Origin of the sequence: Pseudomonas sp. SED1 (genome assembly GCF_034044025.1) — a bacterium.
In the GTDB taxonomy this organism is placed as follows: Bacteria; Pseudomonadota; Gammaproteobacteria; order Pseudomonadales; family Pseudomonadaceae; genus Aquipseudomonas.
In genome coordinates this window covers 1-24,700 of the sequence record NZ_JAXCIS010000188.1, presented here as the reverse complement: position 1 = coordinate 24,700, position 24,700 = coordinate 1, and the positions used below count along the sequence as shown (strand labels likewise).

The 24,700-nt window shown below is 61.1% G+C and carries 26 protein-coding genes and 1 pseudogene; 16 read left to right on the top strand and 11 right to left on the bottom strand.

All coding sequences use genetic code 11. The annotated features are described in order from the left end of the window. Nucleotides 1–8 precede the first annotated feature (8 nt). Nucleotides 9–1,223, bottom strand: coding sequence for an MFS transporter (locus tag SNL23_RS24305; RefSeq protein WP_318303840.1), 1,215 nt, complete (start codon nt 1,221–1,223; stop codon nt 9–11). Nucleotides 1,224–1,300: 77 nt separating this feature from the next. Beyond that, nucleotides 1,301–2,800 (bottom strand): MocR-like pyridoxine biosynthesis transcription factor PdxR, encoded by a 1,500-nt coding sequence (gene pdxR, locus SNL23_RS24300; RefSeq protein ID WP_318303838.1) that lies wholly within the window; start codon nt 2,798–2,800, stop codon nt 1,301–1,303. 77 nt (nt 2,801–2,877) lie between these two features. Here pdxR and SNL23_RS24295 point away from each other — a divergent pair, with 77 nt between their 5' ends. Beyond that, on the top strand, nt 2,878–4,548 hold the full coding sequence (locus SNL23_RS24295) for a M24 family metallopeptidase (protein ID WP_318303837.1): 1,671 nt from the start codon (nt 2,878–2,880) through the stop codon (nt 4,546–4,548). Between the two features lie 76 nt (nt 4,549–4,624). On the opposite strand, the gene SNL23_RS24290 is transcribed toward SNL23_RS24295, so the two are convergent. Beyond that, nucleotides 4,625–5,857, bottom strand: coding sequence for an MFS transporter (locus SNL23_RS24290; RefSeq protein ID WP_318303836.1), 1,233 nt, complete (start codon nt 5,855–5,857; stop codon nt 4,625–4,627). Nucleotides 5,858–5,921: 64 nt separating this feature from the next. Between SNL23_RS24290 and SNL23_RS24285 the strand changes: the two genes are divergently transcribed. After that, nucleotides 5,922–6,917 (top strand): AraC family transcriptional regulator, encoded by a 996-nt coding sequence (locus SNL23_RS24285; RefSeq protein WP_083676697.1) that lies wholly within the window; start codon nt 5,922–5,924, stop codon nt 6,915–6,917. Between the two features lie 14 nt (nt 6,918–6,931). Here the strand turns inward: SNL23_RS24285 and SNL23_RS24280 are convergent, their stop codons facing one another. Continuing rightward, complete coding sequence (locus SNL23_RS24280) at nt 6,932–8,041, bottom strand: threonine aldolase family protein (protein ID WP_318303834.1); 1,110 nt, start codon at nt 8,039–8,041, stop codon at nt 6,932–6,934. Between the two features lie 163 nt (nt 8,042–8,204). Here SNL23_RS24280 and SNL23_RS24275 point away from each other — a divergent pair, with 163 nt between their 5' ends. The 5 genes from SNL23_RS24275 (at nt 8,205) to SNL23_RS24255 (ending at nt 11,114) form a co-directional block, all read left to right on the top strand. Continuing rightward, a complete protein-coding gene (locus tag SNL23_RS24275; protein WP_076016130.1) occupies nt 8,205–8,654 on the top strand; it encodes a MarR family winged helix-turn-helix transcriptional regulator in 450 nt (149 codons plus the stop codon). Nucleotides 8,655–8,752: 98 nt separating this feature from the next. Continuing rightward, nucleotides 8,753–9,082 (top strand): hypothetical protein, encoded by a 330-nt coding sequence (locus SNL23_RS24270; protein WP_076016131.1) that lies wholly within the window; start codon nt 8,753–8,755, stop codon nt 9,080–9,082. Nucleotides 9,083–9,087: 5 nt separating this feature from the next. After that, entirely contained in the window at nt 9,088–10,302 is a 1,215-nt protein-coding gene (locus tag SNL23_RS24265) for an MFS transporter (protein WP_318303833.1), read from the top strand. Between the two features lie 256 nt (nt 10,303–10,558). Beyond that, a complete protein-coding gene (locus SNL23_RS24260) occupies nt 10,559–10,942 on the top strand; it encodes a hypothetical protein (protein ID WP_076016133.1) in 384 nt (127 codons plus the stop codon). After that, complete coding sequence (locus tag SNL23_RS24255; protein ID WP_003207939.1) at nt 10,935–11,114, top strand: DUF1289 domain-containing protein; 180 nt, start codon at nt 10,935–10,937, stop codon at nt 11,112–11,114. The genes SNL23_RS24260 and SNL23_RS24255 overlap by 8 nt, the downstream gene beginning before the upstream one ends. A gap of 19 nt (nt 11,115–11,133) precedes the next feature. On the opposite strand, the gene SNL23_RS24250 is transcribed toward SNL23_RS24255, so the two are convergent. Then, nucleotides 11,134–12,006, bottom strand: coding sequence for a DNA/RNA non-specific endonuclease (locus tag SNL23_RS24250; RefSeq protein ID WP_076016134.1), 873 nt, complete (start codon nt 12,004–12,006; stop codon nt 11,134–11,136). A gap of 92 nt (nt 12,007–12,098) precedes the next feature. Continuing rightward, nucleotides 12,099–12,731 (bottom strand): TetR/AcrR family transcriptional regulator, encoded by a 633-nt coding sequence (locus SNL23_RS24245; RefSeq protein WP_318303831.1) that lies wholly within the window; start codon nt 12,729–12,731, stop codon nt 12,099–12,101. Between the two features lie 71 nt (nt 12,732–12,802). Between SNL23_RS24245 and SNL23_RS24240 the strand changes: the two genes are divergently transcribed. Then, nucleotides 12,803–13,657: an aldo/keto reductase family oxidoreductase gene (locus tag SNL23_RS24240; protein WP_318303829.1), complete on the top strand. Its 855-nt coding sequence runs from the start codon at nt 12,803–12,805 to the stop codon at nt 13,655–13,657. 3 nt (nt 13,658–13,660) lie between these two features. Here SNL23_RS24240 and SNL23_RS24235 read toward each other — a convergent pair whose 3' ends face one another. Together SNL23_RS24235 and SNL23_RS24230 are read right to left on the bottom strand one after the other, a co-directional pair. After that, nucleotides 13,661–14,356, bottom strand: coding sequence for a tRNA (adenine(22)-N(1))-methyltransferase (locus tag SNL23_RS24235; protein WP_318303860.1), 696 nt, complete (start codon nt 14,354–14,356; stop codon nt 13,661–13,663). Nucleotides 14,357–14,434: 78 nt separating this feature from the next. Further along, nucleotides 14,435–15,343 (bottom strand): DHH family phosphoesterase, encoded by a 909-nt coding sequence (locus SNL23_RS24230; RefSeq protein WP_318303828.1) that lies wholly within the window; start codon nt 15,341–15,343, stop codon nt 14,435–14,437. A 101-nt stretch (nt 15,344–15,444) separates the two neighbouring features. Between SNL23_RS24230 and SNL23_RS24225 the strand changes: the two genes are divergently transcribed. The 6 genes from SNL23_RS24225 to SNL23_RS24200 all read left to right on the top strand — a co-directional run bounded on the left by SNL23_RS24225 (nt 15,445) and on the right by SNL23_RS24200 (nt 20,780). Further along, complete coding sequence (locus tag SNL23_RS24225; RefSeq protein WP_318303827.1) at nt 15,445–15,951, top strand: GNAT family N-acetyltransferase; 507 nt, start codon at nt 15,445–15,447, stop codon at nt 15,949–15,951. Nucleotides 15,952–16,037: 86 nt separating this feature from the next. Continuing rightward, nucleotides 16,038–16,928 (top strand): bestrophin family protein, encoded by an 891-nt coding sequence (locus tag SNL23_RS24220; RefSeq protein WP_318303826.1) that lies wholly within the window; start codon nt 16,038–16,040, stop codon nt 16,926–16,928. Nucleotides 16,929–17,054: 126 nt separating this feature from the next. Beyond that, nucleotides 17,055–18,557, top strand: coding sequence for a glycine betaine/L-proline transporter ProP (proP, locus tag SNL23_RS24215; protein WP_076016140.1), 1,503 nt, complete (start codon nt 17,055–17,057; stop codon nt 18,555–18,557). Nucleotides 18,558–18,680: 123 nt separating this feature from the next. Further along, nucleotides 18,681–19,109, top strand: a complete 429-nt coding sequence (locus SNL23_RS24210) for a DUF2231 domain-containing protein (protein ID WP_318303825.1) — start codon at nt 18,681–18,683, stop codon at nt 19,107–19,109. Next, nucleotides 19,106–20,398: a PQQ-dependent sugar dehydrogenase gene (locus SNL23_RS24205; protein ID WP_076016142.1), complete on the top strand. Its 1,293-nt coding sequence runs from the start codon at nt 19,106–19,108 to the stop codon at nt 20,396–20,398. Before SNL23_RS24210 ends, SNL23_RS24205 begins: the two co-directional genes overlap by 4 nt. Nucleotides 20,399–20,480: 82 nt before the next feature. Further along, complete coding sequence (locus SNL23_RS24200) at nt 20,481–20,780, top strand: DUF3144 domain-containing protein (protein WP_318303824.1); 300 nt, start codon at nt 20,481–20,483, stop codon at nt 20,778–20,780. Between the two features lie 16 nt (nt 20,781–20,796). Here the strand turns inward: SNL23_RS24200 and SNL23_RS24195 are convergent, their stop codons facing one another. Then, nucleotides 20,797–21,177 (bottom strand): type 1 fimbrial protein, encoded by a 381-nt coding sequence (locus tag SNL23_RS24195; RefSeq protein ID WP_167662482.1) that lies wholly within the window; start codon nt 21,175–21,177, stop codon nt 20,797–20,799. Between the two features lie 110 nt (nt 21,178–21,287). After that, nucleotides 21,288–22,511 carry an MFS transporter gene (locus SNL23_RS24190; RefSeq protein WP_318303822.1) on the bottom strand — a complete coding sequence of 408 codons (1,224 nt, stop codon included), beginning with the start codon at nt 22,509–22,511 and terminating at the stop codon, nt 21,288–21,290. Between the two features lie 125 nt (nt 22,512–22,636). On the opposite strand from SNL23_RS24190, the gene SNL23_RS24185 reads away from it, so the two are divergent. After that, nucleotides 22,637–23,341, top strand: a complete 705-nt coding sequence (locus SNL23_RS24185; RefSeq protein WP_076016146.1) for a TetR/AcrR family transcriptional regulator — start codon at nt 22,637–22,639, stop codon at nt 23,339–23,341. On the opposite strand, the gene SNL23_RS24180 is transcribed toward SNL23_RS24185, so the two are convergent. Beyond that, nucleotides 23,244–24,167 carry a LysR family transcriptional regulator gene (locus tag SNL23_RS24180; RefSeq protein WP_076016147.1) on the bottom strand — a complete coding sequence of 308 codons (924 nt, stop codon included), beginning with the start codon at nt 24,165–24,167 and terminating at the stop codon, nt 23,244–23,246. The two genes, SNL23_RS24185 and SNL23_RS24180, sit on opposite strands and share 98 nt — an antisense overlap. 104 nt (nt 24,168–24,271) lie before the next feature. On the opposite strand from SNL23_RS24180, the pseudogene SNL23_RS24175 reads away from it, so the two are divergent. Beyond that, a pseudogene (locus SNL23_RS24175) lies at nt 24,272–24,700 on the top strand (hypothetical protein); the annotation flags it as partial.

The window sequence follows — 24,700 nt, the reverse complement described above, 5'->3', positions numbered from 1 at the left end:
TAAAGCACTCATTGGCCGCGATCGCCGCGTGCAGTATCGTGGCGTTTGGAATAGGAGGCGCCCATCAGATAGAAGCACCCGCCCGCCACGATAAACGCCGCGAGCATGTAGAACATGAAATGCGCCGACTGCGTTGCCAGGGCAAAGCCGCACAACACCGGCCCCAGCGCACCGCCGAGGCTGGACAGGTTTTGCGCGCCGTAATACATGCCGCGCAAGTGGTCCGGCGCGATGCGGTCAATGAACATGTACTCGGCCGGGAAGACGATGATTTCGCCCACGGTGAAGATCGCCACGGCCAACGCCCAATGCAGCACAGTGGTGGACAACGCAAAGCCGACGACACCCAGCAGAAACAGGCTGAAACCCGCTGTCAGCCATTGATTCAAATGTTCATTGGTAATGCGCTTGCCTACGATGTACTGCAGGCAGATCACCACCGTCGCGTTAACCGCCACCACCGAGCTGACGACCCGGTAGGTAAATTCCGGTGTGCTTGTGGTCACCAGGTATTGCGAGATGTAGCCGGTGAACTGGCCGAACGCCACGGCGCTCAATGCGCCGCCAACCGTGAAGCAGACCAGGCGATAGTCCTTGAGCAGAATGCGCCCCACCGCGACGAACGACACCGGGGCATTGGCCGGGTCGGCGGAGCTGAGGCTCCTGTCGCCCCACACCATGTAGGTCAGGAAGAAGCTCATGCCCAGGATCGCAGACACCAGGAACGGCAGTTTCATGTCCATGTGCGCGAGCCCGGCGCCAATGAACGGCCCCACCGCATAACCAATGTTGATCAGGGTGTAGCGCACCGAAAACACTTTGCCGCGTTCGGCTTCCGGCAGCAGTTTGCCAAACGCCGCCTTGACCACGATATCGATCACTGAATAGGCAAAATTGAACGACACCAGAAACAGGAAAAACAGCCACAGGTGGGACGTGACGCACATGCCGACGAAGCCAACGGTGAAAAACCCCGTGAAGCTGAGGATCAATCGATAGCTGGAGATCTTGTCAGTCAGGTAGCCGCCGTAAAGGCTAAGCAACGAGCCGACGAGCATCGCACCGCCCACTACCAGGCCGATCTCGCTGATGCCCAACGTGAAGTTGGATGACAGATAAATCACCATATACGGCAGGGTAATGGCGCGCCCCAGTGTCAGGAACAACGCAGATGACAGCAGCAGATTGACCGAAAACGGGTAGTGTCTGAAGGCAGCGAGCATCAGAGTCGGTTCCTGTAATGGGCAGTATCAAAAGCTAAGTAACATATCCTTACACATTCACCTTTCAGCCGGCATCATTATTTAGCCGCTTCCCCAATCGCCCGCGCCGCCTGAGCCAGGCGCTGCGTGGCTGCGCGGATTTCCTCCGGATTGAGCGAGGCGAAACCCAGGCGCAAGGCATTCTCCGGATGATCAAAGGGTGAAAACAGGCGACCGCTGCGCACCACCAGGTCCAGCTCCAGAGCTTTTTCAGCCAGTTGATTGACGTTGATTGAGTCGGCGAACCTGACCCACAACGCCAGCCCGCCTTCCGGCTCCTGCACGGCTATCTGCTCGCCAAACGCCTCCAGCAAACAACCCAGCAGTGTCTCCCGACGCCGACGGTATTCTTTAGATACCCGACGCAGATGCTTCTTCAACTCGCCATCGTTGATCAAGTCCGCGAGCATCCGCTGCATGACGGCATCGCCCTGGCCCAGGCTCACCGCCGCCGTGCGCTCGAGCACTTCGATAAGGTTCGACGGGGCAACGATATAGCTGCAACGGAAGGTGCTGCCCAGGGACTTGGACAGCGAGCCGATGTAGATCACATGACGCTGCGCGCTGTCGCTGGCCAGGGGCAAATAGGGCCGTCCGGAAAAGTGATACTCGTGGTCGTAATCTTCCTCGATGATGCAGAAATCATGCAGCCGGGCCAATTCCAGGAGCTGCTGGCGACGTCCGGCACGCAGGCTGACGGTGGTAGGAAACTGGTGATGGGGGGTGACATACATCATCCGCACGTTGTGCCGGCGGCACAGTTCATCGAGCTGGTCGACCCGGCAACCTTCGTCGTCCAGGTCCACGGTGACCAGTTGCGCGCCCAACTGGCGGAAAATCTCCCAGGCAGGTGGGTAACTCAGGCGTTCGACCACCACCACATCACCGGGTTTGAGCAGCGCGCTGGCGGCCAAGTACAGCGACATCTGCACGCCTTGGGTCAGGCAGATCTGCTGCGCGTCGACATTCAGGCCGCGATTGTGCCGCAACATTTCGGCCAGGGCGTCGCGCAAGTACTGGCCGCTGCCTTCGGTGCCATGGCGCACGGTGTTGGTGGTAAAGCTGTTGCGCAAGGCGTTGCGGTAATAGCGATGCAGGACGGCTTGGGGCAGCAAACGATGGTCACAGGCACCATTATCGAAAAACAGCGCGCCCGGCCGATGTTGCAGCGCTGTCGCCTGCTCGCCCGGGGTGAAATAGGCCGCAGCAGGCACCTCCCGCAACGCGGGGGCAAACGACGTCGGCGCGCTGGCGGCAGTCACCGCTCCTGTCGCCAGTTGCGTACTGACGAAGGTGCCGCGACGTTGAATGCTGACCAGCCAGCCTTTGGTCACCGCCTCCTCGTAGGCAAGGATTACCGTCTTGCGGTTCACGTCCAGCAGTTGCGCCATTTCCCGCGTGCCGGGCAACAGCGTTCCGGGGCGCAGGCGTCCCTCGGCAATCGCGCTTACCAATCCTTCGATGATCTTTCTGTACGACGCCTGCGGCTGCGCGCCATCGAGCTTGAGCAGCGGGCGCCATTTGCGGAGCTGGACCATGTGAATTATCCAAAACTGGAGGTTCTTCTGGTCCTAGTCTAACGCAACAATCGAACCTCAATTGCCCCGAGGTGTTTATGCACAACCGCCATGTCGTTGAATTGTTGCCCTCGGGCAAATCCTTCGAAGCCGCCGACCAATTGCTGCTCGACGCCATGCTCGCCAGCGGTCTCGCCGTACCCTTCTCCTGCCGCCGCGGCGCCTGCGGGTCGTGCAAGGTCAAGGTGGTGTCGGGCGAGTACCGCGAAAAGGTGCTCACACCCGACACCCCGGCCGCCTCCTATCCACTCGCGGCTGACGAGATGTTGCTGTGCCAGAGCCATGCCTGCAGCGACATGCGCCTGGAAATTCCCGGCTGGTCGCTGGACACGCCAGCCCTGGAAGTCAGCGCACAGGTGATCAGCAAGCGCGCGTTGAGCGCCGACATCGTCGAGCTGGTGTTGCTGACCGCCCAGCCACTCGACGTGCGGGCCGGCCAGTACGTCAGGTTTCGCCTTGACGACGGCGACAGTCGCTGTTTCTCCGTCGCCAATCTGCCCGCACAGGATCAAGGCCGGTTGGTGTTTCATATTCGCCAGGTCAGCGGCGGCCTGTTTTCCGAACGCATCCTGCCGACCCTGCAAGTGGGTGACGCAGTGAAAATCGAAGGCCCCGTGGGCGCCTGCACCTGGCAACACGACGATGAGCGCCCTGTTGTGCTGTTCGCCACCGGGACCGGTTATGCCGGCATCAAGCCCTTGTTGCTCACGGCCCTGGCCCGCCAGGCCGAAGTCACCCTGTATTGGGGAAACTCGTCGCCGGCAGACTTCTACGACGCTGAGTTTCTTGAGCGGGCCAGCCAGGCACATCCACGCTTTCACTGGCATCGAGTGCAGTCGGTAGACGCCCGCGTGCAACAGGTTGCACTGACACAGCCCCACAACTGGGCGGATAGCCAAATCTACGCCTGCGGCAACAGCAAGATGATCAGCCAAGTCCGCGAAACCTGCCTGGCAGCGGGCGCCCAGGCTCACCGTTTTGTCGCCGAAGCCTTCGTTCCCAGCGGTGCATTGACACCAGCGGAGTCGCTCAACACGCGGCACCCGGTGCTGGAAAAAGTCGGCCCGCGCTACTCGCTGGACGGCATGCTCGCTGCCCGCGAGCAGACGGTCAGAGCCCTGGCCGCCATCGCCGCCCAATTGAAAGTCGGCATGACTACGGCGCAAGCCCTCGACATGGCCAGTCAAACCTTGCAGGCCATGGGCGCTTCTCACACCTGGCACCCCACCTATATCCGTTTTGGCGACGACACCATCCGCACACCGCGCCAAGGCATCGACCCGCAACGCAAGCTGCGCGCCACCGATATCGCCGTAGTCGACCTTGGCCCGGTGTGGGATGGCTATGAAGGCGATTACGGCGACACCTTCGTCTTCGGCGAACACTCGTTGCATGGCGCCTGCGTGAAAGCACTGCATGAAGTGTTCGACGAAACCCGCAGCGCATGGCACCAAGGGCTGACCGGACGCGAGCTGTATGACTTCGCCGAGCACAGTGCCCACTCCAAAGGCTGGCGCCTTGAGCGCAACCTGGCCGGGCACCGCATCGCCGACTTCCCGCATGCCCTGTTCGGGCAGGACAAGCTGGCTGAGGTCGAGATCGTACCGAGCGAGATGGTCTGGGTTTTGGAAATTCAGCTGTGTCATCCCACACAACCGATCGGGGCGTTTTTCGAGGATATTTTGATTGGCGAGGCGAAGGGGGTCTAGTTGTCCCCCCTACTCGCCGGGTGCCGGAGAGTCCACCGATGCGCTTCACACCAAACTTTGCCAGTACGCCGCCTTTTCAAAGATGAAACGCCGGCCCCGCCTCTGCACCGTGTGGAGGCGCTTCAACCCTCACCTTCAGCGCAATCAACAACGCCGCCAGCAGCATCAAGATACCTGCCGCGACAAACACACCGTCGATACCACTGAAGCTAAACATCGCACCGCCCGCCGCCGCACCCGCTGCAATCGCAGACTGCACCGAAGCCACCACCATGCCGCCGGCGCTTTCGGCCTGATCGGGCACTGACCGGGCCACCCAGTTTGACCAGGCCACCGGCACGCCGCCAAACGCCAGGCCCCAGAGCATCAACAGCCACACCTGGCCCGTCACGGTCGCCGGCAACAGCGCCAGGGCGAGTGCTGCCACGCCGACCAGGGCCGGCATCAACACCAAGGTGCCGCGCGGCAGACGCACCAGCAGCCACCCGGCCAGCAGCGTGCCGGCGAAGTTTGCAACGCCGAAACCCAGCAACATCAGCGCCAGCCCTTCGGCGCCGACGCCAGTGGTGCTTTCCAGGAATGGCCGGATATAGGTGAACAACGCAAAGTGCCCGGTATGCACCAGCACGCATCCCAACATGCCCACGGCAATGCCCGGACGCAGCAGCACCTCAAGCACGGTTTTCAAGCGTGCCGTCCGGCGGGGTGCAAGTGGTGGCAGGGTGAACAGCTGGAACACCAGGGTCACGCCGCCCACCGCAGCGGCTGCGAGAAAAGCGCTGCGCCATCCGTACAGCCCACCCAAAAAGCTGCCCAGCGGTACCGCCACGACCGTACCCACCGCGATGCCGCTGAAGATGATCGACAAGGCACGCGGCAGCAGCGCCGCCGGTACAAGCCGCATCGCCACCGCCGCCGCCATGCTCCAGAAGCCACCCAGTGCGATGCCCAACAGGATACGCATCAGCAGCAACACCGTGAGGCTCGACGAAACCGCCACCAGCAAATTGGAACAGATCATCAATGCGCTGAAGCACAGCAACACCACACGGCGGTCGATCCCTCGGGTCAGGCCCGGCACCAGTAACCCGGCGAACAAGGCCACCACCGCCGTGACCGTCACCGCCTGCCCCGCCAAAGCTTCCGAAACACCCAGCTCGGCTGCCATCGGCGTCAGCAGGCTGGCCGGCAGGTACTCCGCCGTCAGCAATCCGAACACGCCCATCGCCAACGAAAACACCGCCATCCAGGCCGGCGTCGCGGGCGCTACATCTGCACCGGTTACGGCGTCACACACACAACTGCTCATCACGGTCATCCTTCAAAAGTTATTGCGACCGGCAGTCTAGGTGCGACGATCAGGATGATCTATGATGAAAAATCTCGAATCCTTTACCGAAACCCCGGAAATGATGCCCACGGATCCGTTCGACCAGTCCTCTGATCTCATCAACGAGCTGCTGCGCGGCATGCGCCTGCGGGGTGTCGAGTACCGGCGCATCCAGGCTGGGCCGGCGTTTGGCCTGGGCTTCCCGGCCAAGCCCGGGCACGCCTACTTCCACCTTATCGCTGCCGGTTGCGTCACCCTGCGTACCGAAGACGGCACTCTGTATGAACTGACGCCAGGCAATGCCGTGTTCATCTCCCATGGCGGTTCCCATCAGGTGCTCTCCAGCCCGGACGTGCCGGTGCAGGACATCGACAGCTTCAACGCCGCAACCCTCGGTGATGCGGTGTGTGCCGTGGATGCCCGGGCCGATGTGGGCGTGGCTCAAAGCGCCCTGCTCTTCAGCGGCTGCATGGAGTTTGAACTAGGGAGTTTGCACGGCCTTGGCCGCCTGATGCCGGACCTGATGCTGATCGATGCCAAGGGCCAGCGTTATCCGGGGCTGATGCCGATCCTGGCGGCCATGGAGCGTGAAGTCAGCAGCGCCCGCATTGGCTTCGCCGGCATTCTGGCGCGCCTCGCTGAGGTGGTGGCGGCCATGGTGGTTCGGGGTTGGGTTGAATGTGCGTGCGGGAATGCGTCCGGCCTGGTGGCGGCGCTGCGTGACCCACGCCTGGCCAAGGCCCTGCTGGCGTTGCATCAGCAACCCGGGCGCGATTGGACGGTGGAGGAGCTGGCAGCGCAATGTCATACCTCGCGCTCGGTGTTCGCCCAGCACTTTCAAACCACCGTTGGCACGCCCCCGTTGCGCTACGCCACCGAACTGCGGATGCGCCTGGCCAGCCAGTGGCTGACACTGGAGCGGTTGCCGATCGAAACCGTGGCGCAGCGCCTTGGCTATAACTCCCAGGCGGCGTTCAGCCGGGCGTTCAAGCGCGTTACCGGGCAGCCGCCTGGGGCCAGTCGGCGACAGTCGATTTAAGGGGAGCTATAGCGTCAGACGTCTTGAGTTGCATGCCGCATCAAGTCGGTGAACAGCTGCAAAATTCTCTGATTCTCCACACCCAATAGTCGGTCACCCACGTAGCATTCGGTCTTGCACCACCCCGGCACCTCTGTGGGTTCCAGGTGTGTGAACAGCCAATAACCGTGTGCTCGGGCAATCTCATCGCGCGCGCTCAGCAGTGCCGCACGGTCTGCGTCGAAACAGACGTGAAGCATGTTCACCTGAGGCGTACGCGGCAGGATACGAATGCCGGGGATCGCCTGCAGGCAGGTCGCCAAACTCAAGGCCCGCTGATAGCAGGCGTCCAGCATCGCCAGGCGTTGATCAAAGCGCATGGCGACGGAGACCACCATCGGGCTCTGTTTTATCAAGGTGCCGCCCAGCCGTTTACGCCACAGGCGAGCCTGTTGGATAAAGTCGGTTTCGCCCGCCAGGAGCGCGCCGGCGATACCGCCCAGGCCTTTGTAGGCCGAGACATAGACGGAGGAGAAACCTTCGGCAATTTCGGCGTAGGAGCGCTGGTAAAAAGCCCGGGTTTCCCACAGGCGTGCGCCGTCCATATGCAGCGGTGTATCCGAGGCTGCAGCCGTGGCTTTCAACGCCTCCAGCTCATGCCACTCTGGCAGTTGCCCACCGATTTCACGCGCGGGCAGCTCCACCACCAGGCAGCTCAGTGGCTCGGCGACCGCAAACAGGTCGTCGGCCAGGATCGGTCGCAACCGGTGCCCCACCATCACTCCATGGAGGCGTAACAAAGCCTGAAACGCCTGCTCTTCGTGGAGCTGCAAATGAGAAGACGCATGTATCCCGAAACGCGGCAGCCGGCGGCGCTCGCTCCAGATGTTGACCGCGATCAATTGCGCCATCACCCCGCTGGGCATGAACACCGCAGCGGGTTTGCCCAGCAGTTCGGCAACCTTGGCTTCAAAACCTTCGATCAACTGACCGCTGCCATAATTGTCATGGGATACGTCGTTGGCCTGCGCCCAATCCGCCATTTCCTGGAACCACTGGGCAGGCGTGGGCTCTGCAAACCCGTTGATCTCGACAGTGCAGGCCGCTTTGAGTTGGCGGCGTTGTTCATCAGTGTTGGGTGTCACGTAAGAGCGCCTATGCAGGGTGGAACATCGTCAATAGAGTGGTTGATCAGTCTGCCTTCTGCAATGGCGCTCTATGGCGTGCAGGGAATGCGGCGCCTTTTATGAATAAAAATTCATACAGTTAAACTGTACAGTTTTTCTGCACGCATGCTAACGTCCGGACATGAACAAACCTTCCATCACCTCCGAAGCCCACTCCGCCGCCCTGGCCGCCGAGCTGCGTATCTCCCTGGGCAAGCTGATACGTCGGCTGCGGGAACAAACCCATCCGAACGATTTCACCTCCGCCCAGAAGTCGGTGCTGCTGCGCCTGGACCGTGACGGGCCCAGTACCGTTTCGGCCCTGGCACGGGCGGAAAGCGTGCGGCCGCAGTCCATGCGCATCACTGTGGCCAGTCTGGAAACGATGAAAGCGATCAGGGGCAAACCCGACCCCAGTGACGGGCGGCAAACCTTGATCGAGCTGACTCCCGGCTTTCGTAAACACCTGATCGCCAGCCGGGCAGCCAAGGACGATTGGCTGCTGCGGGCGCTGCAGGAGCAACTGTCTGCCGAAGAACAAGCTGAACTCGCGGCGGCGGTAAAGCTGCTGGAACGCCTTGCCGACTTTTGAACTACCCCTACCCGTTCGAGGGCATAGCATGACCATCACCTCGCTGGATCCGAATACCGCGCTGATCATCGTCGACTCGCAACCAGGGAGGCATGACCATGCAATGGCATGACCTGGTGTCTTACTTCTTCGGCGGTGTGCTCCTCGCCAACGCGGTGCCGCATTGCGTCAGCGGCCTGATGGGCCAGTCCTTCCAGACGCCGTTTGCCAAGCCGCGCGGCCAAGGGCGGTCTTCCTCGACGTTGAATGTGCTCTGGGGTTTTCTCAACCTGGTGATCGGCTACGTGCTGGTCTACCGGGTCGGGAATTTCGACCTAAAAAGCGCCGCTGATGTGCTCGCCCTCGGGCTCGGGGCCTTGGCGCTGAGTGTTTTCCTGGCGCAGCACTTCGGGCGTTTCAACGGTGGTAATCCCTCAAGGCCGGTGTGAGTTCCATGGGCATTTTCCGCTCGCTGCGCAGCGTCAACTACCGCATCTGGGCTGTCGGCGCCCTGGTGTCGAATATCGGCACCTGGATGCAACGCACCGCCCAGGACTGGCTGGTGCTGACCCAGCTCACGCCGCATAACGCTTCGGCCGTCGGCATCGTCATGGCGTTGCAGTTCGGGCCGCAATTGCTGTTGCTGCCCTGGACAGGTTTCGCCGCCGACCACTACGACAAGCGCAAGCTGCTGATCGTCACCCAAGGCGTGATGGGCTTGCTGGCGCTGACACTGGGGGTGTTTACCCTGACCGGCATCGTCCAGCTGTGGCATGTGTATGTGTTCGCGTTTTTGTCGGGCTGCGCCTCGGCGTTCGACGCGCCCGTGCGGCAGATTTTCGTGGCGGATCTGGTGGGCGAGGCAGACTTGTCCAACGCCATCGCGCTCAATTCCACCTCGTTCAATATGGCCCGCATGATTGGCCCGGCGGTGGCCGGCGTGACCATCGCGTCGGTGGGCACCGGCTGGGCTTTCCTGCTCAATGGCGCGAGCTTTTTCGCGGTGCTGGCCTCGCTGTTCCTGCTGCGGGTTTCCGGCCTGCACACCAGCCTGCGAGCGCTGCGTACCAAGGGCAGCCTGACGGAAGGCTTGCGCTATGTGTGGGCGCGACCAGACCTGATGGCGATCTTGGTCATGCTGTTTTTGATCGGCACCTTCGGCATGAATTTTCCGATCTTTATCTCGACCATGGCCGTCACCGTGTTCCACGCCGATGCCCGTGGCTATGGCCTGCTGACGTCGACCCTGGCCATCGGCACCATCGCCGGGGCGCTGCTCGCCGCCGGCCGCGAGCGGCCGCACTTCAAGTCACTGCTGTACGGCGCGCTGGTGTTCGGGGTGGGCTGCACCCTGGCGGCGATTGCCCCGAATTACTGGCTGTTCGCCGGGGCGCTGGTGATCATCGGCGTGGGCGCCCTGACCTTCAGCAACACCACCAACAGCCTGATGCAACTCACCACCGAGCCCGCCATGCGCGGCCGAGTGATCGCCCTGCGGGTGGGCGTGGCCCTTGGCGGCACACCGATTGGTGCTCCGATTGTAGGTTGGGTGGCCGACCACCTCGGCCCACGCTGGGCACTGGCAGTCGGCGCGGCCTCCGGCATCCTGGCCGCCGGGGTGGCGGTGTACACCATGACGCGCAAGCTGGATCGGCCGAAGAAAATCTGACAGGCAAAACGAATCCAATGGGGGAGCTGTCGAGCTTCGCAGGTTTGCACAGTTGATCGTTCCCACGCTCTGCGTGGGAATACATCCTGTGACGCTCCGCGTCACCACCGCGCAGGACTTGAGCCTTGCATCGTCAGCTGGACGCGGAGCGTCCGAGGTGGCATTCCCACGCAGAGCGTAGGAACGATCAACCTCGACAGCTCCCACAGTTGCTCTCTCGCGTATCATCACCCTCCTCGCTCATAAGGGACTCCCCATGTCTTCAACCAAACGCGACAGCGCGCGCATCGAGCGCCGCCTGGTCACGACCCTGACCGAAGCCTGTGAAATCGCCAAGGCCGAAATCACCGGCTTCGATTGGCTGACCCACGAAGTCGACTACCAGGCCTTTGCACAAAGCCTGGTCGTCATCTGGGTATTCGACACACGTGCGAACAAGGAACTGGCTCTTTCAAGCGGACTGGACCAACGCATGCGTAAGCTGACGGCCACGGCGTTGGAAGACGCAGGCATGGATCGCCCCTCTTCGGACCGCTACGTTCGCTTCGATTCCGAGGAAGAATGTCACCTCCAGCATGGCGGCGATTGGCGTCTGCGCCTGACCAAACTGTATGCGGTAAAGGGGCGAAGCCTTGGCTAAGGATATCGAGAATCCGTGCGTCTCAACCTGCCAGCTCAGTGGTGAGCTGTGCGTCAGCTGTGGACGCACCAAGGATGACATTCGCAAATGGAAAAAGATGAAGCGGCCAGAGAAAATGGCCGCTGTGCAGCGCGCGACGTTGCGCTTGAAGACGTTGAAAAAGGGCAAGTAACGCCAACAGCTTCAAGCCATCAAGTGCGCCCAACTGACCCCGTCACCGGCAAATTCCCCAACAGCTTGAGCCCGGTAGTCTTCACAAACGTTTCGTAATCCATTGGCTTCTGGATACGGGTTTCAGCGTTGGGCAGTACATACGCCCAGGCGCGCTTGGACGACACGTCATACACCAGTTTGAACAGGCGGGTCGGCACCCAGACCTTGTTGTTGCCAATGGTGCTGTAGCCCGGGTCAAACAGCGGGCCGGTGAACACGTACACATTGCCGTCGGCGCGCTTGGCAAACTTGCGCACGTCCGCCTCGACCTTGCTCCAGATCTTGCGGTTGTTGGTCGGGTCCTGGGGCACCATGTTCGACAGTGCGAAGGATTGGGCCATGGCGTTGGTGCTCGGCGCATCGGCGGCCGGGGATTGATGGCCACGGTCCACGGCCGGATGTTGGCCACGGTAGTCACTCAACTCGGCGCGTGCGCCCTTGGGAATGCGCGGGTCGGCGTAGAACTGGTTGGTGCGTTCTTCGCCTTTGGCGTCCTGCAACTGGCTGGCATTCAGGCGTTCGACCACTACCAGCGGGGTCTTGCTGGTTTGCGAGTAGAGCACCGCAAAATTATCCGAGCACAGCGCCAGGGGTTTCATGGTGGCCGGCACCGTGGCCGTGTTGATCGGTTGCGCGGACGGGAACAGATCGGCACAGCCATCGAACGAGGCACGTTGCTGTTTGTTTGAATAGAGATCCAGAGCGGCACCCTGGCTGATGGAACCCGAGCGGGAGGTGTGTGGCTGATGCTCGGCAGGCAGCTTGATAAGGTCCAGCAGACCACGAGCTTCTGCCCCGGTGGAGAGCAAAACAAGGGCCGACAGCCCAACTGCAATTTTGCGTAGGTGCATGGGTTAAATCTTCAAAGTTCGATGGCGGGGCTTATGGACCCATGGATGTCACTTTAGTGCGAAACCGTGCTGCAAAATACCCTGTGCACGGTTTACGTAAGTGACTGATAGGTTTGAAGATAAGCCCGCAGCATGCGTGTCACCTGCTGTTCCAGGCCGGCTTCAAAGGCCGCTGATGCATTGCCTTCAAGCAACGCCCGCACCGGCCCCACCACCGCGCTGAGCGAGATGGCGGCGGTCAGGGATGGGTCTTCAAAACGGGCATCCGACGCCGTCGCCAACATCGCTGCAATCGCGGCCACCATCCGCTTGTTGATCCGCGCGACCAGCTCCGCACCGCCCCGCTCACCCGCGATGGCATAGAGGGCTTTGGACGCCGTCGGATCCATCAGTTTTACGGCGAGAAAAGCCGTCACAAACCCCGATGCCATTTCAGCAACCGTCGTGCCCTGGTATTGGTCGCAGGCCTGCTCGACGGTCTCGACCACATGGACCAGATGCTTTTCCAAAACCGCAGCGAGCAGTGCATCGCGGTTTGGATAGTACTGATAGAGACTGCCCACCGACATGCCCGCACGTTCGGCCACGCGGGTCGTGGTGCAGCGGACCAAACCCTGAGCGGTCAAAACCTGAAGGGTCGCCGTGTGCAACGCTTCGACCGTCGCCGCCGACCGGGCTTGAACCGCTGATTTTCTTGGCTTTAGTGACGCTTTGAGAGTGCTCATGGAATGCGAATTCAAAACCTGAAGGATCCTTCATATTATAGGCTTCCTCCCGCCAAGCAAGAGCTACAACCATGAACCTCAGCACCTTCAATCTCGGCGATCGTACCGTCAACCGCATCGGATACGGCGCCATGCAACTGGCTGGTCCCGGGGTGTTTGGCCCGCCAAAAGATCGTGAGGCGGCGCTCGCAGTACTACGCGAGGCCATCGCATCCGGCGTAAACCATATCGACACCAGCGATTTCTACGGACCGCATATCACCAATCAGATCATTCGTGAGGCACTGCATCCATATAAAGACGACCTCACCATCGTCACCAAGGTGGGCGCCCGTCGTGGCGACGATGGCGCCTGGTTCAATGCGTCGTCGAAGGCCGAGCTGACCCAGGCCGTGCATGACAACCTGCGCAACCTGGGCCTGGATGTGCTGGACGTGGTGAATGTGCGAGCCATGCACGGCGTGATGGGCACTGCCGAAGGCTCGATCGAAGAGCCACTGAGTGCCATTGCCGAGCTGCAACAACAAGGGTTGATACGCCATATCGGCATCAGCAACGTGACCCCGACGCAGGTGGCCGAGGCGCGAAAAATCGTGCGTTTCGTGTGTGTCCAAAACCTGTACAACATCGCCCATCAACACGATAACGCGATGATCGATGAGCTGGCCCTGGACGGCATTGCCTATGTGCCGTTCTTCCCGCTGGGCGGGTTCTCGCCGGTGCAGTCTGCGGTGTTGTCGAACGTTGCACAGCGGCTTGGCGTCACCCCGATGCAATTGGCCCTGGCATGGTTGCTGCGTCGTTCACCCAATATCCTGCTGATCCCCGGCACGTCCTCCGTCACTCACTTGCGTGAAAACATGGCGGTAAGCGAACTGGATCTTTCGGATGAGGTGCTGGCAGAGCTGAATACCATCGCCGGCTGACCTTCAGGCCAGCAGCTCGGTAATCCACCGCGCCTGCTGGGCCACCTCTTGCACCTTGTCCTCAGGCACCGCCTGCCGTGCCTGGGCAAAGTCACTGAGGGTCTGCTGTTTGTGGCGCAGGATGCGCTGCCACTTGAGCAGGAATTCCGGGCGGCGCGCCTGCATTTGCAGCGGGCCGAAGTACAGCTCTTCGGCGGTGTAGGTCACCGGCCCGGCGCGCTCGGCAACGATGATTTCGTAGAAGAAGCGATTCTCCCGCAGCAGCTCTTCGCACACGATGCGGTAGCCGTTTTCCATCAGCCACTGGCGCAACGGTTGCTCGCCGCCGTTGGGTTGCAGCACCAGGCGCTCCTGGCCACTGAGGCGTGCCTTGTCACTGTCGAGGATGTCGCGGATCGTCTCGCCGCCCATGCCGCAGATACTGATCGCAGTGATCCCGTCTGCCGTCTCGATTGCCGCCAGGCCACTGGCCAGGCGAACGGTGATGTGTTGCTCCAGCTCATTCTCGCGCACCGTACGCTCGGCTGCGCGGAACGGCGTCAAGGCCACTTCGCCCGCCACCGCCGCCACAATAGCGCCGCGACGCATCAACGCCACCGGCAGATAACCGTGATCAGAGCCGATATCCGCCAGGCGCGCCCCGGCGGGTATATGGGCCGCCACGCGTTCCAGGCGCATGGACAATGTGTGTTCGTTCAACTGTCGTTCCTTTTCGGTAATACCTTGGCCATTGTATTCCGGGTTCATCAAAGAGGAACGTCGCATTGGCGAGCGCCGTCAATCAGTGGCCGCCAGTCTCACCAGTTCGTTGCGCAACAGCGAACGATCAAGCACTGCCATCCCGGCCTGCCAGTCAATGGAAAGCACCTGGCTGATTTTTTGTTGGCTGACCGTAGGCTCAGCCAGGAAATAGCTTTTGCACTCACGGATGCTGATGATATTCACCAGCCAGTCCTCACCCTGGGCCGCCAGCCAATCAACGATGGTCGAGCGATGCTTTCGGATCAGCGCACCGGCATCCCACACCGTCATCTGCGCGAAAACCAGCGGCAGGTTGCTGTCAGCCTTCAGCCACTTCATGTCGCCCGCCAGCGCGCCCGCCAGGTCTGATTCGATAGTGGCCTGGCACTCATGAAAATATCGCTCAGGCCAGTCCGCCGCGAGTTTCGCCCGCAGAGCGAGGGTTTCATAAGCCCGAATATCCGCCGAGGTGGTCAACTGCCCGGTAAAGTTCAGGGTATTGTCCAGGATTGCCGTGGCCAGCAACGCGGCACTGTGTTCGCTGATCAGCGGCAATAAACCGGCCGCCTCCCAACGCAGGAAAACCTGCGTCGCCGCCGCGCCGATCAATTGGATGTCTGCGTGAGGCCCGAGTTTCTGCGCCCAATAGGTTTCAAAGCCCGGGTGATGGTCAATCACCTCCACCACCTGATCGAGCACGACCACCGGGTCGAAGTGGTGGAAGTCCGAGATATCCACCATCACAAACTCATCACCGGGCCCGGGCCGGTAATCGTCCAGCGACGATGGCCAGCCGAGTATGGTCCTGGAGATGCTGGCATTCAGCGGAGCACTGCTGACGGCACGCGCCTCGATCCCTTGGCGATTCAACAACTCGGCATACGCGATGCAACAGGCGTACGCATCAATGTCCAGATACGCCGAGCCGGAGGTGACTACCCTCATCGGAAATACTCCATGATTTCATATTTTTGGCAGGCAAATTTCACACGCCTTTATGACGAAAACATGACTAAATGGACAGAACAACCCGGGAGATTTGAGCAATGACGTCATTTCGCGTTCGCGAGCTGAGCAGTACGGACACTGAAGCATTGCTGGCCTTCGAAACCCGTAACCGTGAGTGGTTCGAGTCGCATATCGAGGCGCGCAACCCTTCGTTTTACTCAACGCAGGGCGTCGCCGAGCATATTGAAGGCTATTTATCTGGCCTTGCCGCGGGCGCCTGGCACCCGTTCGTGATCGAAGACGCCAGCGGCGAAATCGTCGGTCGCGCCAATCTGAAAAGCATCGATTCACCGAAGGGCTCTGCCGAAGTCGGTTACCGCGTGGGCGAGCGCTCGTGCGGGCAAGGGCTGGCAACCCTGGCGCTGAACCATCTGATCCACGAGGCACAGGCGCGTTGGGCACTCAAGCAATTGGTGGCGTACGTGTACCCGGAGAATGTGGGCTCACAAAAAGTCCTGACCCGCTGCGGATTCGTGCCTGAACAACCCGCACCGGACGGCAAGCCCCAAGGCGAAAACCGCTTCGTTCTGACTTTTAAGGCCTGAAGACCTGGCACCCCGGCGAACCTTTACCCGGTAAACACCGTCCGAGCTAGGGCATTGATGTTTACCGCTCGCCGCGAGGTTTCCGTTTGAAAGCTGCCATCATCAAAAAATACCGCCTGATCATCAAGACCATGGGCTATGTAGGCTGGGCACTGTTCTGGCTGCTGCTCTGGGATATCGCCGTCACCGTGGACTTCATGCTGTTCCTCAACAGCAAGATCAACCTGCCGCTGATGCCACTGACTTTGCTCGGCTCGGCGCTGGTGGTGTTGATCAGTTTCCGCAACAGCAGCGCCTATAACCGCTGGTGGGAAGCACGCACGTTGTGGGGCGCGATGGTCAACAATTCCCGCAGCTTTGCGCGGCAAGTGCTGACGCTGCTGGATGACCCGAACAATGAGGTCAACCCGATAAAGTCGACGTTGCTGCGCCGTCACGTGGCCTACGTGAACTGCCTGGCGGCGCACTTGCGGGGCCAGCCTTGCCCGGAGGAAATCCGCGCGTTCCTGCCAGCCGACGAGTTCGCCCGCAGCACCAGTACCAATAACTTTTCCAACGACATTCTCAACGGCTCCGCAGCCCTGCTGGCCCAGGAATACAAGGCCGGGCGCCTGGACAGCATTCGCCTGGCACGGCTGGAGTCGACCCTGGTGGATTTGTCCAACAGCCAGGGCGGCATGGAGCGCATCGCCAACACGCCGCTGCCCTACCCTTACGTGTATTTCCCACGGCTGTTCATTTCGCTGTTCTGCCTGATCGTGCCGGTAGGCCTGGTGGAATCCCTGGGCTGGTTCACCCCGCTGGCGTCCACGGTGGTGGGCTTTATGCTGCTGGCCATCGAACGCATCGGCACCGATTTGCAAAGCCCGTTTCGTGACAGCGAACACCAGATCCAGATGGAGACCATCTGCGAAACCATCGAGAAAAACCTGCAATCGATGCAGCGTGATTCCCTGGGGGGCGACCGGATCCATTGATATTTGCTGGCCATTAACAAAAAAATCCAGCCAACGGTGAATTATTCAGTGTCCGCATGTATCTGACCAAAGAGCACGTGCCATTAAAACAATGGCAATGAAATGGACCAGGGCTGAGTAATTCCCATGAAATCACGCAAGAAAACCGTCAATCCGATTGGATTGGATGACATCACCATTGTCGACGACGCCAAGATGCGCAAGGCGATCACCGCCGCTGCGCTGGGCAACGCCATGGAATGGTTCGACTTCGGCGTATACGGCTTTGTCGCCTATGTACTCGGCAAGGTGTTTTTCCCCGAGGCATCCCCCAGCGTACAGATGATCGCCGCCCTGGCGACCTTCTCGGTGCCGTTCCTGATTCGCCCGTTGGGCGGCCTGTTTTTCGGCCGACTGGGGGACAAATACGGCAGGCAAAAGGTCCTGGCCGCGACCATCGTGATCATGTCCATCAGCACCTTTGCCATCGGGTTGATCCCCTCCTATGACTCGATCGGGATCTGGGCGCCGATCCTGTTGCTCTTGGCCAAGATGGCCCAGGGCTTCTCGGTAGGCGGTGAATACACCGGCGCGTCGATCTTCGTCGCCGAATACGCACCGGACCGCAAGCGCGGCTTCCTCGGCAGCTGGCTGGACTTCGGCTCCATCGCCGGCTTCGTCCTTGGCGCCGGTGTCGTGGTGTTGATTTCGGCGGTGATCGGCGAAGAGGCGTTCCAGTCCTGGGGCTGGCGCCTGCCGTTCTTCCTCGCGCTGCCATTGGGCATGATCGGGCTGTACTTGCGTCATGCCCTGGAAGAAACACCGGCCTTTCAACAGCACGTGGAACAACTCGAACAAGGCGATCGCGAAGGCCTGGCGGGCGGCCCGAAAGTGTCGTTCAAGGAAGTCGCCACCAAGCACTGGCGCAGCCTGATGACCTGCGTCGGCGTGGTGGTGGTGACCAACGTCACCTACTACATGCTGCTCACGTACATGCCGAGCTACCTGTCTCACAACCTGCACTACAGCGAAAACCACGGCGTGTTGATCATCATCGCGATCATGGTCGGCATGTTGTTCGTGCAGCCAATGATTGGCTTTGTCAGCGACAAGATCGGGCGCAAACCCTTCATTCTGTTCGGCAGCATCGCGCTGTTCTTCCTCGCCATTCCGGCCTTCATGCTGATCAACAGCGGCAAGCTCGGGCTGATTTTCTCGGGGCTGCTGATCATTGCGGTGGTGCTCAACTTCTTTATCGGCGTGATGGCGTCCACCCTGCCGGCGATGTTTCCTACCCACATCCGCTACAGCGCGTTGGCCAGCGCCTTTAACATCTCGATCCTGGTGGCCGGCCTCACGCCGACCGCCATGGCCTGGCTGGTAGAGACCACCAACAACCTGTACATGCCGGCCTACTACCTGATGGTGTTTGCCGTGTTGGGGCTTTTCACCGCCCTGACCATGAAGGAAACCGCCAACAAACCCCTGCGCGGCGCAGCACCGGCGGCTTCGGATATCGAGGAAGCCAAAGAGCTGCTGCAGGAGCACGAAGACAATATCGAGCAGAAGATCGAAGACATCGACGCGCAAATCGCCGAGCTGGAAGCCAAGCGCGAAAACCTGGTGCAGCAACATCCACGCATCAACTGACGCAACATATTTAGAAACGAATAGACGGTGAACTAACGCGCAAGCAGCAGGCTCCTTCCTTAAGCGCAGTCAGCGCGGCCCTGATGAGCCTCATCAGGGCCGCTCAACGATAAGGAGCCGCCCGTGACCGTCACCACCGCCCTCACCTACCGCTGTACGCCTGGCCCGCTTCACGCGACCTTGCTGGCCGGTACCGTCCCGCTGTTTCTCGGCGCTCTGCTGAGTGACATTGCCTACTACCAGACCTACCAGATCCAATGGAGTAACTTCGCCGCCTGGCTGATCGCCGGCGGCCTGGTGTTCTGTGGGCTGGCGGGGTTGTTTGCGCTGGTCAACCTGCTGCGGGCCGACCGCAAGGCCGGGCGCCCCACGGTGTACTTCCTGCTGTTGCTGGTCACCTGGGCACTGGGCCTGGTCAACGCCTTTGAACATGCGAAGGATGCCTGGGCCGTGATGCCTTCGGGCCTGGTGCTGTCCGCAATCGTGACCCTGCTGGCCTGCGTGACCACGTGGGTCGGCCTGACCAACCTGCGTTCGGGAGGTGCCCAATGAAGCCTTCCAGCACGCTGACCGTTTTAAGCATGGCGATGTTGTTGAGCGCCTGCGGTGGCGAAGCCGACAGCACTCAGGCTCGCGGCCCCGACCCCAAACTGCCGGAACCTCAACGCGGCCTGCTGCCCAGCATGAAGATCGCCGAACCGGTGGCCTGGGGTGAGCAGAAACCCACCGTGCCCGAGGGTTTCAGCATCACGGCCATCGCCACCGACCTGCGGATTCCGCGCCAGACCCTGGTGCTGCCCAACGGTGACATCCTCGTCGCCGAAGGCCGCGGCGGCAGCGCGGCGAAGCTCAAGCCCAAGGACGTGATCGCCAGCGTGATCAAGGCCGAGGGCAACACCAAGGTCAAGGGCGGCAATCGCCTGACCCTGTTGCGGGATGCCGACGGTGACGGCACCTACGAGTTGAAAACCGTGTTCGCCGAAAACCTCAACGCGCCCTACGGCCTGGCCTTTGCCGACGGCAAGCTGTACGTGGCGAACCAGGATGCGCTGGTGCGCTTCGACTACGAGGACGGCCAGACCAAGGCCGGTGGCCCACCTACCACCGTCACCGACCTGCCTGCCGCGATCAATCATCACTGGACCAAATCCCTGGCGATCAGCCCCGATGGCCGCTCGCTGTATGTCGGCATCGGGTCCAACAGCAACATCACCGAACGCGGCATGGAGGTCGAGATCGACCGGGCGATGGTCTGGCAGATCGACGCCGCCACCGGCGCTCACAAGCCTTACGCAACCGGTTTGCGCAACCCGACCGCCCTGACCATTCAACCGGGCTCCGGACAGGTGTGGGCAGTGGTCAACGAACGGGATGAATTGGGCCCGGACCTGGTACCGGATTACCTGACCTCGGTGCGCGAAGGTGAGTTCTACGGCTGGCCCTACAGCTATTGGGGCCAGAACGTCGACACCCGCGCCCAACCGCAAAACCCGGCCAAGGTCGCCGCCGCGATCAAACCGGATTACAGCCTGGGTTCCCACGTCGCGGCACTGGGCGTCGACTTCTCCATCCCGGCCATGGGCGAGAAATATGCCGACGGCGTCTTCGTGGGCGAGCACGGCAGCTGGAACCGGGACAATCCGGTGGGCTACAAGGTGATCTTCGTGCCGTTCAGCAATGGCAAGCCGGCCGGCGAACCGCTGGACTTCGCCACGGGTTTCCGTGGAGATGATGGCAAGACTCGCGGGCGGCCGGTGGGGGTCACTGTTGATCCGAAGGGTGCGCTGATCATTGCCGATGACCTGGCCAACACGGTGTGGAGGGTGACGCGCAATAAATGAGGCCTGAAGCGGCCAACGTGGTTGCCTTCCCGGGGAGCGCGGCGGTACCTTCGCCGCACTCACGAACAGGAAGGTAATCGCAATGCCAGACACCACCGACAACGGCTTCTACGATCGCGCGGACGCGCACATTGAGCTGTCCAACGAGCAGTTCAGGGTGTTCGCCGACCTGGGCAAAGTCAGCGCCTCTATGATGTTCGGCACCACACGGTTCAATGCCTGGGTCAGCGCACGCAGCTTTAAATCCGGCGAAGAAATGGTCCAGGCCCGTGAGGCGATGCTGAAGTATTTCTGTGATCAGTACCGAATGATGCTTGAGGATAACCTCGATGATCACATCAATAATTTCAGCAAGTACATGCTAGTCAAGGCACCTGAATAAGCCGGTTTTTTTCCGCTTAAGGGGAGGTCAATGTCACCAGGTACTTGCCTGAATTCACAGGCTTCCCTTGGCCATCCACCAATGTGTATTGCTGCTGGTAATAAGGCCCCGACCGCCCGCTGTCGGCGACCAGTTTCACGCTGACGGCGCTGTGATCAAGGGCAGTGACCGAGCTCACCGGCTCCACGTTACGGACGCTGATGGCGCTGCCACGTGCCAGGCTCGGGCAGTTGCTGAGTTTTAGTCCGTCGGCCATGGTCAGCGGCGTGCAAGACGCCTCGACAATGCTGCCGTGAAAGTAAATGACTCCCTGCCCCACCGGGCTCGCGGCCATGCAGGCGCCGGAGAGGCTGAACAGCAGGCCAACATGGATTGCAGACATTCTCTTGATGGTCATGCCAATACTCCCGGGGTTAAAAGCCTATGCCTCGGGATATCGGCTGATTGGCGGATTATTTTAAGATTTGTCTGATGTTAGAACCGGTTATTTCAACGACTTTGGAAATATCAGTGCCCGCCAACCGCAGGCTTGCCGTGCGCCCGGTGCCCCGGTTTGAAGCCATGGTTGCGCGCGACCCACGTAATCGCAAAACCCACCGCCAGCAACACCAACATCGCCCACGGGAATGACGCCACACCCCAGGTATCGAGCAACACTCCGCCCACCACACCACTTCCCGCAATGGCGCTGTTCCAGGCCACCACATTCAGCGACAGCGCCACGTCTGCCCCATCGCCGGCCGCGTCCGCCAATGCGGTTTGCAGCAACGTTGCCGCGCCACCAAAACTCAAGCCCCACACCGCCACACCGGCATAAATCACCCCGGGCACCTGCGCGAGAAAACCAAACGCCAGGCACGTCGCCGCAAAGCCCGCCAGGCTGACCAGCACCGTCTTGCGCAACGCCACATCCACCAACCGAGCGGTCACCCAAATCCCGAGCAGCGCCGCTATACCAAACACCAACAACACCAGATCCACACGATCCACCAAGCCCGCCGGGGCCACGAACGGCGCGATGTAGGTATAGAGAATGTTGTGGGCGAGCATCCATGAGATCACCACCGCCAGCACTGGCCGTACGCCCGGCGTGGTCAGCACCTTGCGCAACGGCATACGCTGATGGGCTGACTGGCCGGGGTAATCCGGCACTTTCACCAGCACCCAGACGATCAACACCAGGGTCAGCGCCGACATGATGCCGAAGGTGGTGCGCCAGCCCACCAGTCCACCCAGCCAGGTGCCCAGCGGCACGCCGAGTGACAGCGCAATCGGCGTGCCCACCATGGCCAGTGCCAATGCCTTGCCCTGCTGATGCGGTTCAACCATGCGCCGCGCATAGCCGGCCAACAAACTCCAGGCCAGCCCCGCGGCCATCCCGGCGAGGAACCGCGCCAGCAGCGTCAGCCCGTAGTGGGACGACAGCGCCGTGATGGAATTGAACAGCAGAAAACCGACGATGGTCAGTAGCAGCACATTGCGTCTACGCCAGCCGCGAGTAGCGATGGTCAGCGGGATCACCGCCAGCACCGAACCCAGCGCATAGGCGGTGACCATCTGCCCGGCCATGGACGCTGAAACGCCCAGCCCTTCGCTGATCAGCGGCAACAGGCCCGCCGGCAGGGTTTCGGTGACGATGCAGATAAAACCGGTCATGGCCAGGGCGAGCAAGGCGCCGATGGGCAAGCGGTCGGGAACGGCGTCTGCCGATAAGGTGGTTGAGGGGGTCACAGGGAAGCTCCTTGAACTAGAGGACTTAAATACCGATCGATATAAATGTTGGGCGCACCACGTAGCGTTGTCAACGACTTATGTATCGACTAGTATTTATCTCATTACCCCGAGAGGATTCCCCCATGGCGCAGATGGGCCGCCCCCGCACTTTCGACCGAGACCAGGCCGTGGAACAGGCCATGCACCTGTTCTGGGAGCACGGTTACGACGCCACGTCCCTGAGCCAGTTGAAAAGCGGATTGGGCGGTGGCATCTCCGCGCCGAGTTTTTACGCGGCGTTCGGCTCTAAGGACGCGCTTTTCCAGGAATGCGTGCAGCGTTATCTGGCGACGTTCGCCCAGGTCACCGAATGCCTGTGGGATGACGGCCTGCCACCGCGCCAGGCCATCGAGACCGCGCTGCGCCAATCCGCACGCATGCAGTGTGAAGAGGGGCATCCCAAAGGCTGCATGGTGGCCCTGGGCGTGATGAGTGCGCCCTCCCCCGAGAACGCGCAAGTCACCCATGCACTGACTCATTCACGGGAGCGCACCCGAGCGGGCATTGTGCATTGCGTCGAGCGTGGCATTCGCGCAGGCCAGTTACCCGCCGAGACCAACGCCCGTGCGATGGCTACGGTCTACGACAGTTTCCTGCAAGGCGTGTCGATCCTGGCTCGGGATGGCGTTGACGCTAATGCCATCGATACTGCCATCGGCCAACTGATGCTGACCTGGGATTTATCCGCCGCTACAGCGCCGCCCATTCGGCGCGATGCTCCAGCAGAAAGTCCACAAACGCCCGCACCCGATGGGGCACGTAGCGGCCGTGGGGATACAGCAAGGTAAACGGCCGTGAGCGTCCACCGTAAGGCTGCAACACCTCCACCAGGCTGCCGTTGGCCAACTCGTCCTCGACGATGAATTTATAGGTCTGGAACAGCCCCGCGCCGTGCTTGGCCAGGGTTACGCCACCGAGCACATCGTCAGAGCAGCTGTAGCCCGCTTCACCGGCAAACTCTCGCTCCTTGCCGTCCACCTGGAACAGCCAGGAAATGCGCCGCCCGTTGCTCGGCAATTCGTACTGGATGCACTCATGGTCCGGCAAATCCTCCAGGGTTTGGGGCGTGCCGGCACGCTTCAGATACGACGGCGCCGCAACCACCACCAGCTTGGCGTCTTCCAGCAACCGCGCAATCAGCGTCGAGTCCGGCTGGGCACGCACGCGGATGGCCAGGTCATAGCCTTCGGCGACGAAATCAATATTGCGGTTGCTGATGTGGATATCCACGGTGACTTGCGGGTACAGCGCACGGAATTTCGGCAGCAGCGGCAGGATCCGGTGATGGCCGTAGGTGGTCGGGATGCTGATGCGCAACAGCCCGGACGGCACCGATTGCGCGCCCATCATTTCCTGCTGGGCTTCCACCAGTTGCGTGAGGGCCTGGCGGCATTGCTCGAAAAACGTCCGGCCGCCCTCGGTCAGGCGGATGCTGCGGGTGGTGCGTACAAACAATCGGGAACCCAGGCGTTCTTCCAGCCGCGAGATGCTGCGGCTCACCGCCGCCGGCGTCACGCCCGCCACTTGGGCGGCGGCGGTAAAGCTGCTGGCCTCGGCAGCCAGGCAGAACAGCTCGATGCTGCCCAACTGCAAATCTTCGAAATGGCGCTTCATGATGGATTACACCGGGTATCTACTTGGGGATTCACCCGCTCTATTTATCAGCAAGTGCCGCATAAATATAGGGGCCCTACCTGGCCCGTGCTTGCTTTCATTCCATGCACACCGCCCACAACTTCCGTGGCAATGCTCTGTCGTTGGACCTTGCGAACTCCATCAACAACCAGCCGGTCGTGGTCAACCGATCACCGAATACCGACCGTGGTTTGCAGATCGACTCCCTGCAAAAAGGCGTGTATTTCCAGGACCAGATCAAGTTCGACGAGGCCACCACCTCGCGCGCAGGGTTGGTGTACAAGGCTGGCAACGGCCTGGCACCGTACCTGAGCTACAGCGAATCGTTCTTCCCGGTAGCGGGTGTGAGCAAGGCCGGGCAAGTGTTTGTGCCCACCGAAGGCAAACAGTACGAGTTCGGTGACTTACCGCTGGTAGGCCAACAACGGCTCACTCAGCGGTTCGGGGCGTCAGGCATATGGCGTTGGGGGCGGTGGTTGGGGGCATATCCGTTGGTTTTGTTACGGCTACTA